The organism is Syntrophales bacterium (assembly GCA_035363115.1).
GTDB lineage: Bacteria > Desulfobacterota > Syntrophia > Syntrophales > PHBD01 > PHBD01.
On sequence record DAOSEM010000001.1, the window covers coordinates 895,387 to 907,334 of the forward strand.

At 63.5% G+C, this 11,948-nt stretch carries 10 protein-coding genes and 1 tRNA gene; 8 read left to right on the top strand and 3 right to left on the bottom strand.

Annotated elements, in window-relative coordinates:
• The first annotated feature begins 167 nt into the window (after positions 1 to 167).
• Positions 168 to 1,322, top strand: a complete 1,155-nt coding sequence (locus tag PLO63_03905) for a geranylgeranyl reductase family protein (GenBank protein ID HOI73272.1) — start codon at positions 168 to 170, stop codon at positions 1,320 to 1,322.
• A 5-nt stretch (positions 1,323 to 1,327) separates the two neighbouring features.
• Here PLO63_03905 and PLO63_03910 read toward each other — a convergent pair whose 3' ends face one another.
• From PLO63_03910 to PLO63_03920, 3 genes are all read right to left on the bottom strand, one after another.
• Complete coding sequence (locus tag PLO63_03910; protein HOI73273.1) at positions 1,328 to 2,143, bottom strand: enoyl-CoA hydratase-related protein; 816 nt, start codon at positions 2,141 to 2,143, stop codon at positions 1,328 to 1,330.
• Between the two features lie 79 nt (positions 2,144 to 2,222).
• Entirely contained in the window at positions 2,223 to 2,657 is a 435-nt protein-coding gene (locus PLO63_03915) for a hypothetical protein (protein HOI73274.1), read from the bottom strand.
• Positions 2,658 to 2,744: 87 nt separating this feature from the next.
• Positions 2,745 to 3,419 (bottom strand): DUF554 domain-containing protein, encoded by a 675-nt coding sequence (locus PLO63_03920; GenBank protein ID HOI73275.1) that lies wholly within the window; start codon positions 3,417 to 3,419, stop codon positions 2,745 to 2,747.
• 264 nt (positions 3,420 to 3,683) lie between these two features.
• Here PLO63_03920 and PLO63_03925 point away from each other — a divergent pair, with 264 nt between their 5' ends.
• The 7 genes from PLO63_03925 (at position 3,684) to PLO63_03955 (ending at position 11,579) form a co-directional block, all read left to right on the top strand.
• The gene (locus tag PLO63_03925; protein ID HOI73276.1) at positions 3,684 to 5,555 is read left to right on the top strand and encodes an acyl-CoA dehydrogenase; all 1,872 of its coding nucleotides are present in this window, start codon (positions 3,684 to 3,686) and stop codon (positions 5,553 to 5,555) included.
• A 166-nt stretch (positions 5,556 to 5,721) separates the two neighbouring features.
• Positions 5,722 to 6,498 (top strand): UDP-2,3-diacylglucosamine diphosphatase, encoded by a 777-nt coding sequence (locus PLO63_03930; protein HOI73277.1) that lies wholly within the window; start codon positions 5,722 to 5,724, stop codon positions 6,496 to 6,498.
• Positions 6,499 to 6,565: 67 nt separating this feature from the next.
• On the top strand, positions 6,566 to 7,426 hold the full coding sequence (speB, locus tag PLO63_03935; protein HOI73278.1) for an agmatinase: 861 nt from the start codon (positions 6,566 to 6,568) through the stop codon (positions 7,424 to 7,426).
• A gap of 120 nt (positions 7,427 to 7,546) precedes the next feature.
• Positions 7,547 to 8,095, top strand: a complete 549-nt coding sequence (locus PLO63_03940) for an arginine decarboxylase, pyruvoyl-dependent (protein HOI73279.1) — start codon at positions 7,547 to 7,549, stop codon at positions 8,093 to 8,095.
• Between the two features lie 140 nt (positions 8,096 to 8,235).
• Positions 8,236 to 10,446 carry an ATP-binding protein gene (locus PLO63_03945; protein ID HOI73280.1) on the top strand — a complete coding sequence of 737 codons (2,211 nt, stop codon included), beginning with the start codon at positions 8,236 to 8,238 and terminating at the stop codon, positions 10,444 to 10,446.
• Positions 10,443 to 11,450, top strand: coding sequence for an adenylate/guanylate cyclase domain-containing protein (locus PLO63_03950; GenBank protein HOI73281.1), 1,008 nt, complete (start codon positions 10,443 to 10,445; stop codon positions 11,448 to 11,450). The genes PLO63_03945 and PLO63_03950 overlap by 4 nt, the downstream gene beginning before the upstream one ends.
• Before the next feature lie 52 nt (positions 11,451 to 11,502).
• Positions 11,503 to 11,579, top strand: a tRNA-Met gene (locus PLO63_03955).
• The last annotated feature ends 369 nt before the right edge of the window (positions 11,580 to 11,948 follow it).

Genomic DNA, 11,948 nt, shown 5'->3' on the forward strand with positions numbered 1-11,948 from the left:
GCCCGGTTTTGACTTTACCGGGGTTGTCGTTTATAGCTTTCCCGTGCTTCCAGCCCCCGGCCGCGCCCCCGCGAAATTTGGTTTATCCGTGGCGCGGGGGCTGTCACGGGGTGCAAGGGGGGGATCTCCATCCACCCCTTTATTCACCGGATACAAGGATCAGGTTCGTGGAAAACGGGAAACCCTATGACGTGATCATCGCCGGAGCCGGCCCCGCAGGGACGTCGGCGGGCCGGATGCTGGCCGAATCGGGAGCCCGCGTCCTGATCCTGGACAAGGCCCGGTTCCCCCGCCCGAAGCCCTGCGGTGGCGGCCTGCCGCCTCACATCATGCCCCTTGTGGGACCCCTCCCCGAAACGGTCCTGGAGGCGTCCGTCCGGCACATCCGCTTTTCCTATGCCGGGGGGCGGCCGTTCGAAGTGGCCCTGGGGGAGCCCGGGATTGTCATGGTGATGCGGGACCGCTTCGACGATCACCTCCTGCAGTGTGCGAGGCTGGCAGGCTGTGAGGTCCGGGAGGAGCGGGCGGTGAAAGGAGTTGCGGAGAGGGACGGGACTGTGGAGGTTGTGACGGATTGCGGCGAGACTTGGCGTTCCCGGTGGCTCATCGGCGCCGACGGACCCATGGGGCGGGTCGGCCGGTCCGTGGGCCTCTATTCCTGCCGTACCGCCGGCATCGGGCTGTCCGCTGAAACGTCGGTCCCGGTGGAGGACCTGGAGAAATGGAGCGGGAAGGCCTGCATCGATTTCGGAGTCGTTCCCTCCGGGTACGGGTGGGTGTTCCCCAAGAAAAGTGGCCTCTCCTGCGGGGTGGCCACCATGACGCCGCGGCTGCCGGACATCCGGGCACGGTTGCAGGATTTCCTGGACCGGATCCCCGCGACCCGAAGACGAACGGGTGTCCGGATCCAGGGACACCCTCTCCCCTACTGCGACGGCATGCCTGCGCTCGTATCCCGCCGGACCCTGCTTGCAGGTGACGCGGCCGGTCTCGTGGACCCCCTGACGGGAGAGGGGATCCACTTCGCCGTCTTGAGCGGCCGGATGGCCGCCCGGGTCATCGCCGAAGGGAGGCCGATCCGGGAATACGAGGAGCAGGTGAACGACGAGATCCGTCAGGACCTGCAGTATGCCGCCCGCCTCGCCGCCCTGTTCTACCGGTTTCCCGGCGTATCCTACCGCATTGGGGTCCGGAGCCGGCAGGCCGTCCGCTTCTTCGAGGAGCTCCTGGCGGGAAGGCGGACGTACCGCTCTGTCCACGCCGAGCTGAAGTCCCTCTTCTCCACCCGGTTCCACCGGATCATCGGCGGCCGGCGCACCTGAGCGGGTCAGTCCGCCTTCTTTCCGCGGCCGGCGGACTTCATGGCCACTTCCTGGACCTCCTGGATGCTGAAAAAAGAGGAGTTCCAGAGGGCCACGTAATCCAGTCCCTCTTCGACGCTGTGGTTTTCCATGAAGTTCAGGAGCCGCTTGGAGCCCCTCACGGCGGAGCGGGCGTTGGCGGTGATCTCCGCCGCCAGGTTCAAGGCTCCCTCCAGCAATGCTTCCGGCGTTTCGTAGATCTCGCTGAGCAGGCCCATCCGGAGGCACTCGGCGGCGGTGAAGTCCCGGGCTGTGAAGGCCATGAGCCGGGCGTTGCCCTGGCCGATGATCCCGGGGAGCCGGTTCAGGCTACCCATGTCGGCCACGATGGCGACCCGCGCTTCCCGCAGGGAGATGACGGCATCCCTCGACGCCAGGCGAATGTCGCAGGCGGCGGCCAGGTCGAGCCCTCCGCCGAGGCAGTAATGATGGATGGCGGCAATATAGACGTTGTCGCCGCCGTGCATCCGGCTGAATCCCTTCTGCATCCGGAGAATCAGGCGGCGGAAGTCCTCCCGGTTCGCGGGGGTCGCGGCGCTGATGGTCTCCAGGAACTCCGAGGCGAAGCCGAAGATATCGATGCCGACGCTGAAGGCCCTGCCTTTTCCGGCAACCACGACCGCCTCCACCTCGGGATCCTTCTCCAGTTCGTCCACCACCAGCTCAAGGTCCCGCCAGAACGGCCAGTTCATGGCGTTCATCTTTTCCGGCCGGTTCAGGTAGAGAATGGCGGTCTTCTGCTCCGGCCGCTTTTCCACTGCATAGGTCTCGTACTCGTACATGATCGGTTCAACTCCTTTCGTGATGGGCGACCATTCCGGACGGGCCGACGCCCGGTTCTTCCGGGGACGGTACGGGCCGTCAGGCCGGAATGGTGGTGTAGGATCCGCTCAGGCAGACGGGGATGAGGCCTCCGGTCTTGCCGACAGCAGCACGGACGGGCCGGATTGCGTGGGCCAGCCCGGCGGGCAGGTACACGGCGGCGGGCGTTGCGACTTCGTATATTTCCCCATCCAGCATGATCTCGAACGTAATGGCCCCCTCCTCGCCGATCATGAGGTACATCTCATCGAAGTCGTGCCGGTGGGGAGTCGCCTTTCCCACGATGTCGATCAGGTCCACCATCTCCTGCGTGATCTCCTTGATGAACATGTAGAGAGCCCAGGCTCTGGCCTCCGGGACGAGGTCCCGGCACATGAGGACGGGATAAGGGAGGACGTCGCCGATTTCGTGGGACGGCAGTTCCTGGACCAGGATGGGTTTCCGGACGATCAGGCGCTCATGCTTCTTTTCCATGAAATACCTCCTTGCGGTGTTGGGACACATTTCACGCATGGCGTCAGGATTTGACATGATATTCCCTGCGCGCCGTTCCTGCCGCTGCTATTTCCACGCTCCCCAGAGAATGGCCAGAACCAGGGCCGGGATCAGGTTGCCGATCCGGATTTTGGTGAGTTCCAGGAGGTTGATCCCGATGGCCACAATGAGGAGCCCTCCCGTGGCGGTGACCGCGTCGAGGACAGCGGGCGCCTGCAGGAAAACGAGCCGCGACGCCAGGAGCGTCAGGCTTCCCTGGACGGCGAAGACCGAGAGGGCGGAGAACAGGACGCCGGGACCCAGCGTGGAGGCCAGGGCGATGGAGGCCACGCCGTCGAGCATGGCCTTGATGTAGAGCGTCCGGGGATCCCCCGCCACGCCGTCCTGGATGGAGCCGACGATGACCATGGCCCCCGTCACGTAAAGAAGGGAGGAGGTCACGAAGCCCTCCACAAACGTGGAGGAGCCGGAGCGGGCTTTGGTCTTGAGCCATTCGCCGAGCCGCTCGATCCACCGTTCCAGGTTCACCCCCTCGCCGATGATGGCGCCGAGGAGCAGGCAGGCGATGACGGCCATCAGTTCCTTGCCGGAGAGGGCCATCTGGAGGCCGATCAGCAGGGTCGAGAGGCCGAGGCACTGGAGAAGGAGCTTCTTCATGCGCTCAGGGAGGCGTTTCCCTGCGGCAAGGCCGATGAGGCTTCCGGCGACGACGGCTCCGGTGTTGACGATGGTTCCGGTCAAGAGAGGCTCCGGGATTGGTTTGCGGCGACAGTTCCACGCTTGTACCGGAGGGTGGAAAAGGTTGTCAACGGGTTTTATAACTAGCCGATTAACAAGCTGAAAATGTTGATTCGCAGGTCAGGAACCGCTTTCCCTGCCGTATCGATTGTGTTATGCAATCCCCCGTGTCCCGGAATGAGACGCCGGTCCGCGACTCCGCCGGCCGGAGGCGGAAGGCGCCTCCCCCCGGACCCGAACCTCTCTTGGGAAGGAGAAAGCAAAATCATGGGAAGCTTGATCGTTGACGAACGGGATCAGAAGTTTCTGCTCCACGAGCTCCTGGACGTGGAGAAGCTGTGTGCGGCGGAGCGTTTTCAGGATCTCTCGGCGGATCTGTTTGACATGATTCTCACCGAGGCGCGGAAGTTGTCCACCGAGGAGATCCTGCCCACCCTCGCCACGGCGGATCGCGCCGAGTGCTCCCTTAAGGACGGCAACGTCGCCGTTCCGGAGGTCTTCCACCGTCCCTACAGGCTGTACTGCGAGGGCGGATGGATGGGGATGAGCAGACCGGCCGAGCACGGCGGGCAGGGGCTGCCCATCGTGATCAGCTCGGCGGCGAAGGAATGGTTCATGCACAACTTCGCCTTTCACGCCTATCCCGGCCTCACCGAGGGGGCGGCCCACCTCGTCGAGACCTTCGGGACGGACGAGCAGAAGCGAAAATACATGGAAAAGATGTATTCCGGCGCCTGGGGAGGCACCATGGCCCTGACGGAGCCGGGGGCGGGTTCCGACGTGGGGAACCTCAAGACGAAAGCCGTCCGCATGCCCGACGGGACCTTCCGGATCTCCGGCACGAAGATCTTCATCACCGGCGGGGACAGCGACCTGACGGAAAACATCGTCCATCCGGTCCTGGCGCGTATCGAGGGGGATCCCCCGGGGACGGCGGGCATCTCCATCTTCCTGGTTCCGAAATTCCTCGTGAACGATGACGGGACGCTGGGGAAGAGAAACGATTACACCATCGGCAGCATCGAGCACAAAATGGGGCTCAAGGGATCGGCGACCTGCCTGATCAACTTCGGCGACAACGGGGACTGCTACGCGGAGCTCCTCGGCCAGGAGCGCCAGGGCATGCGCGTCATGTTCCAGATGATGAACGAAGCCCGCATCGGCGTCGGCCTCCAGGGGCTGTCCAGCGGCTCCATCGCGTACCTGCACGCCCTCCAGTACGCCAGGGATCGGTTCCAGGGCTCTTCGCTCATGAACATGAAGAACCCCGAGGCGCCGCGGGTTCCCATCATCCAGCACCCCGACGTCCGCCGGATGCTCCTGTGGATGAAGGCCCAGGTGGAAGGGATGCGGGCCCTGATGTACTACACGGCTTTTTGCGTCGACAAGGCCCGCACGGCGTCCGACGCGGCCGAGCAGGACAAGTGGATGGGCCTCCTGGAAGTCCTCACGCCGATCTGCAAGGCCTATTGCTCCGACACGGCATTCCGCGTCACCGAGCAGGCCATCCAGGTCTACGGCGGATACGGCTTCTGCCAGGAGTATCCCGTGGAGCAATTCATGCGGGACGAGAAGATCGCTTCCCTGTATGAAGGGACGAACGGCATCCAGGCCCTGGACCTGGTGGGACGGAAACTGGGCATGAAGAAGGGCCTCTACTTCATCAGCCTCCTGGGTGAGATCGGAGCCGTCACGGCCCGATACAAGGACCGGCCGCTCCTGAACGGGCTGTCCGACAGCGTCCAGGGGGCCGCCAACGTGCTGGGTGAGATGGCCATGTTTTTCGCCGCCAGCGGCAAGGCGGGAAAATTCATGATTCCCGTCGCCAACGCCTATCCGTTTCTCATGATGATGGGCAAGGTTGTCCTGGGGTGGCTCCTTCTCTGGGAGGCCGGCGTCGCGGAGGAAAAGCTCCAGGCCCTATGCCGGGAAAACGGCGTCGATCCGGCGGACCTGTTCAAGATGTTCGAGGTCCACGATCTCCTTAAAAACAACGGAGACGCGGCGTTCTACCAGGGAAAGATCGCGGCGGCGAAATACTTCATCCGGCACGTCCTGCCGGAGGTGGAGGCCGCGGCGCAGTCCATCCGCAGCGAAGACCTCTCCATGCTGGAGATCGCCGACGAGAGCTTCGGCTGAGCGAGAGGCGGATACCCCTGACAAAGGGACAATCCCTTCGGGGGGTGGGGGCTTTCGCGGCGGTTTCCGCCGGAGACCCCCGGCCGCACCCCGGCGGATGCAAGACAGAGGGACGGATTCAAAATCTGCCCCATTTCCAGGACTCCGATCCTGCCTGGGGAAATCCATGAGGGCCATCTTCCTTTCCGACGCGCACCTGATCGACCGGCACGAGGCGGCCTACAGGGCGGTGATGCGGTTCCTGGAAGGGCTGGAGGGACCACGCAGGGTGTCCGGGTCCGGAGGACGTCAGGTCCCCGGTGAGGGAGCGGGGCGGTGCGATGCCCTGTTTCTCGCCGGGGACTTCTTTGATTTCTGGTTCGGCCGGGAGGGCCGGATCTTTCCCGATTTCCTGCCGGTCATCGAACGGCTGACGGCCCTTCGGGACCAGGGGGTCCGCATCGGACTCTGCGAGGGGAATCACGATTTCTTCCTGGAGGACTACTTCACGGACGTCCTGGGCATGGAGGTCTTCCCCGACTGGGCGGAGCTCGACCTGGACGGGAAGCGAATCCTCCTGACCCACGGGGACATCATCGATCCGCCCGATTCCGGGGCCGCCCTGGTCCGAAAAATCCTCCGGAGCCGATTCCTCTTCCGGCTCCAGCGGATCCTGCCGGCCCCGTTCGTCTGGCGTGCCGCCCGCCTGACCTCCCTGACGAGCCGGCGCTTCTCCGGGGAGATGGAGAACCGTATCGTGGATTCCATGCGCCGCTTTGCCCTCAACAAGTTCGGGGAGGGATACGACGCCGTCATCTGCGGCCACAGTCACCGTCCTGTCATCGAGATCCACGAGACGGCCGGGCGAGCCCGGACCTTCATGACCCTGGGCGACTGGATCCGGCACTGCTCCTACGGCGTATTCGAGGACGGCTCGTTTTCCCTGTCGTTTTTCAGACCCTGAAAGGTCCCTCGGTCTCGACATCGGTGGGGCCGTGTGCTATGGTCCGCTTCTTTTTTTGGAGATGCCTATGAATTTCGGAGGTCTGGAACCTGAATATACCGGCCTGGAGCGGTCCGCCTTCGTCGTGATCCCCGTTCCCTACGACCTGACCTCGACTTACCAGTCGGGGTCCCGGCGGGGGCCGCTGGCGATCCTGGAGGCGTCGGGCAACATGGAGCTTTACGACGAGGAACTGGACCGGGAGACATACCGTGTCGGGATTCATACCGCTCCCGCCGTCGAGGCGGATGCGTCGGGGCCGGAATCCATGGTCCATGCCGTAAGGGAGCGGGTGGAGGAAGCCGTCGGTCTGGAGAAGATCCCCGTCCTCCTGGGAGGGGAGCACAGCATCTCCCTGGGCGCCGTCCAGGCGCTCAAGAGGAAGTATCCCGACCTGAAGGTCCTTCAGTTGGATGCCCACGCCGATCTCCGGGAGTCCTACCAGGGTACGCCGTACAGCCATGCCTGCATCGCCCGCCGGATCGTGGAGATCTGCCCCCTCGTCCAGGCGGGCATCCGCAGCATGAGTGCGCCGGAGGCGCTCTACCGGAAGGAGTCCGGCATCCATTCGTTCAGCGCCGATTTTGTCATGGCGGGGGATGCGAACCTGGACCGGATCAGTGAACTTCTGGACGGGGACCTGTACATCACGGTGGATCTGGACGCCCTCGACCCGGCCTTCATGCCCGCAACGGGAACTCCCGAGCCCGGCGGCATCGACTGGAGAGCCCTCACGGGACTCCTCCGACGGGTCGCAAAGCGGACCCGGATCCGGGGCATCGACGTGGTGGAGCTTTCCCCTCTTCCGGGTCTTGTGGCCCCCGATTTCCTGGCGGCTAAGCTTGTCTACCGGTTGATGGGATATGCCTGTATATCTGTAAATTCTTGAAAGCGATGGCGAATCGGGCGAGGGACCGTGCCGGCTGATTCAACTTGAAAAAAAACAAAAAATGGAGCATGAAGCCTTTCGGCGCAGCCGGAACAGATTTCAGCCTGAAGGAGCGGGGCAATGATAGGATACGTACCCAAGAAGATATTTTTCACGAAAGGGGTGGGCGTCCACCGGGAAGAACTCCATTCGTTCGAGCTGGCTCTTCGGGACGCGGGCATCGAGAAATGCAACCTGGTGCAGGTGTCCAGCATCATGCCGCCCGGGTGCAAGGTGGTCTCCAGGCAGAGCGGCCTCAAGGAGCTCAAGCCCGGGGCCATTACATTCTGCGTCATGAGCCGCTGCTGCAGCAACGAGATGCGACGTCTGCTCGCCGCCTCCGTGGGCTGCGCCGTTCCCGCCGACAAGAGCGCCTACGGGTACATCAGCGAGCACCATGCCTTCGGCCAGACCGAGAAACAGGCCGGGGAGTATGCCGAGGACCTGGCGGCGGCCATGCTGGCCTCTACCCTCGGCATCGACTTCAACGTCGATGAGAGCTGGGACGAAAAAAAGGAAATCTTCAAGATCAGCGGAAAGATCGTCCGAACCCTGAACAGCACGCAGTCGAGTATTGTGAAGGCCAACAGCTACACCACCGTTCTGGCGGCCGCCGTGTTCCTTTTCTGAGACGGCCGGCGACACCGTGCGGAGCGGGAAGCCTTTTCGGGGCGGCCCGGCCCGCGGATCTATCGTTCCCGTCTCGCCCTCAGGGGCACCCTGCGGGGGGGTGAGGCATTGCAAAAGCCGGCACCGCGCCGGCCTGAGGCATGCTTCCCGATCCCTATTCCACCTTTCCGGCCGTTGCCATCCCCCCCGTCCTCGGTATCTTTGTCCTTGTTTTTCTTGCCGCGATCACGGTTCTTAAGGGACGGCGCACGTCCGCCAACCGCCTCTTCGCCGTCCTGTGCCTGATGGGCGTTCTGAATAACGCGGACCTGGCGGCGTTGAGCCTCGTCGCGGACAACGATCGGGTGCTCTCCTTCGAGCGGCTGATTTATGTCATCTTCGTGTTCAGCCTGCCCGTGTATGTCCAGTTCGTCCACCGCCTGCTGGAAATCACGGGGCGGCGGTGGCTGGAGCGCCTCGCCTGGATGGTCGGTCTCGGACTGCTGCCGCTGACGCAGACGGACCTGTTCATCCAGGGGCTCCATCGGGGGCCCCACGGTTTCATCGCCGATGCGGGTCCTGCGTTCCAGGTCTTCTCCGTCCTGGCGGGCTGTACGGTGATCTACTGCCTCCTGCTCCTTGTTCAGGGCATGAGGGGGACTACGGACAACCGCGAGCGCAATCGCCTGAAATACGTCACGGCCGGCGTGGGATTCAGCTCCCTCCTGATCGCCCTGAACATCCTGCCGGTCATCGGGCTGGATGTGCCCCCCGTGGGCGGATTCAGCTTCGTGCCGGCGGCGATCCTGGCCTACGGTGTCCTGCGCTATGATCTTCTGGATGCCGGGGCGGCGATCCGCAAGGGAATCGTCTATTCGGTCCTGGTGATTCTCCTGGCGGTTCTCTCGGCAGCCTTCCTTTTCATGACCCACATGCTGTTTGTCCGGAGCGGTTTCCGCGACGTCGCCGGGACTTCCCTCCTGCTGGCCCTGATGATGGTGTTCCTGTTCCAGCCGATGCGGGAGCGGGTCCAGGCGTTTCTGGACCGCCTCTTCTTCCGGGGCCGCTACGATGCCCGCAGGCTGCTCCGGGACCTGAGCGGCGAACTGGCGAGCCTGAAGCGCTCCGAAGAGGTCCGGACTCTGCTGTTTGCGTCCATCCCGGAGGCCATCCCGGTCGAACGGTTTATCCTTCTCGTCCGGGACGCGGGGACCGGCCGATTCCGTGCATACAGCCGGGAAGGCGATGCCGCGGGACTGGATGAAATGCCGATGTACCATCCCATGATTCCGTTTCTGGAACGGGCGGGAGGACCGGTCAGCCGTTTCCAACTGGAGGACAGTGCCGGAACATCCTCTGGAGCGGATCTCCCTCCGGCGTATCTCGACTCGTACGGGATTGACCTCGCCGTGCCCATGCTGTCGCGGAACCGGCTGATCGGTGCGATGCTGCTGGGGCAGAAGCGATCGGGAGCGCTGTTCGTCCATGAAGACCTGGAGCTGCTCGGCACCATCGCCAACCAGGCGGCCGTCGCGCTGGAGAACGCTGCCGGGTACGAAGAGATCGAGCGGATGAACCGGGAACTGGAGCAGCGGGTCGAAGAGCGGACCGCCGACCTCCGGAAGGCGCTGGAGGAGAAGGAACGGACCCAGCAGCAGCTCATCCGATCCGAGAGCCTGGCCGCCATTGGCCAGCTTGTAGCGGGAACGGCCCACGAACTGAACAATCCGCTGGCCGGCGCCGCCAGCCTCGTCGAATCCTCCATCGAGGAGCTCCGGGAGCGGCCGGGCGGCGTGTTCGCAGACGTGCTGGAGGATCTCCGGTTTTCCCTGAAGGAGCTTCACCGGGCGGGGGCGATCGTCCGGAGCCTCCTGGACCTTTCCCGCCAGACCCAGACCTACACGGAGCCGGTGGACATTCACGCCGCGGTGGACGACGCCCTCCGGATCCTGTATAACAGCTACAAGCTCCTGCCGATACACATTGAGCGACGATATGCTGCGGACCTGCCGCGGGTGGAGGGGAATTTCGCCAACCTCGGGCAGGTCTTCGTCAACATCGTCAAGAATGCCCTCGATGCTCTGCCGGGGGAAGGGGGAGCGATCACCATCACCACAACCACCGATGGCGACAGGGATGGCAACCGGGTGTCCGTGTCGTTCCGCGACACAGGACACGGGATTCCCGACGGCCGTCTGGTGGACATCTTCAAGCCCTTCTTCACCACCAAAGAGGTCGGACGGGGAACGGGTCTCGGGCTTTACATTTCCCACGAGATCATCAGGCGGCACGGGGGCGAGATCCTCGTCCGCAGCGAAGAGGGGCGGGGGACGGAGGTGACGGTCCTCCTGCCGGCAAGGAGAATGCCATGAACGGAGTGCTCATTGTTGACGACGAGGAGGGAGTGCGCAGATCTCTGAAAAAGGTTCTGGAGCGGGACGGCTACGAGATCTGTACGGTGGAAAACGGCGGGGAGGCGATCCAGATGGTCCGGGAGCGGGGGGATGCCATCGAGACGGTCATCTCCGACTACCGGATGCCCGGTATGGACGGAATGGAGACGCTGGTCGCCATCGGGCGGATCAACCCCGAGATCACCCGGATCATGCTGACGGGATATGCCACGATGGAGAGCGCCATCGAGGCGGTGAACCAGGGGATCGACGGGTTTCTGACGAAGCCCTTCGAAAACAGCGAACTCCGGGCCAAGATCCGGGAGTTCAACGTCAAGAAGAGGCTCAAGCAGTTCGTTCCGGAGCAGGTTCTCGGGGAGCTTCAGAAACGGGGAAGGGGCATCCGGCCCATCAGCCAGACCGTGACGGTTGTGTTCACCGATATCCGCGGTTTTACCGAGATCGCCGAGGGGATGACGCCGGAGGAGGTCGCCCATTTTCTCAACACGTACTATTTCGCCCCGCTGGACGGGATCATCCTGGAGCACAACGGGACCTTGGACAAGCATATCGGAGACGGAATCATGAGCCTCTTCGGCGCCCCGGTGGCGGGTCCCGACGACGCCCTCCGGGCGGTCCGCAGCGCCCTTGGCATGCGGGACGAAATTGCCCGCATAAACAGGCAGCTCGGGGGTTGTCCGAAAGAGCTGGCCATCGGCATCGGCATCGCGACGGGTGAGGTGATGGCGGGCATCTTCGGATCTCACCGGAAGAAGGAGTACACCGTCTTCGGCGCCGCCGTGAACCTGGCCGCCCGGCTGATCGGCTCGGCCAGGAGAAGCCAGATCCTGATCTGCGAGCGCACATGGGAGCAGGTCCGGGACGCCGTGGATGCCGTCCGTCTGGATCCCTTCCCCATCCGGGGGATCAAGCGAAGCGTGGCAATATACGAGGTGCAGGGGGAGGGGGATAAAACTGCTTGACAAAACCGCGCTCCGGAGCGTAAGAAACGGACTCTTTTCCGGAACGACACGACGCGGGGTGGAGCAGTCCGGTAGCTCGTTGGGCTCATAACCCAAAGGTCGGTGGTTCGAATCCACCCCCCGCTACCAATCAAATCAGGGGGTTAGGCGAGACGCTTAACCCCCTTTGATTTGTCCGTGCTGCCATCCTGCTGCCGGGTGTCCCTCTTTCGGCCTTCCCGATCATCGAAAAATGCGGCTCATCCTTCCGGCCGGTTCCCCCAGTCCTGGAATCACCGCCGGATCGTGAATGTCAGCGGCTTCACTCGATTCGTTCCCGAAATTGTTTCACCCTGCATTGACATCCTCGTCCTTTTTTCATAGGCTTCCTTCGCCCGCAGGCCGCCGGCACACCGCTTTCCCCTGGCGGTGATCGTTTCACCGCGTGGTCTCTGCCCGATGTACAACCATGGCCGACAGCTACCAGTGATGTTTCCGTTTCCAGCGACGGGTCCGGCC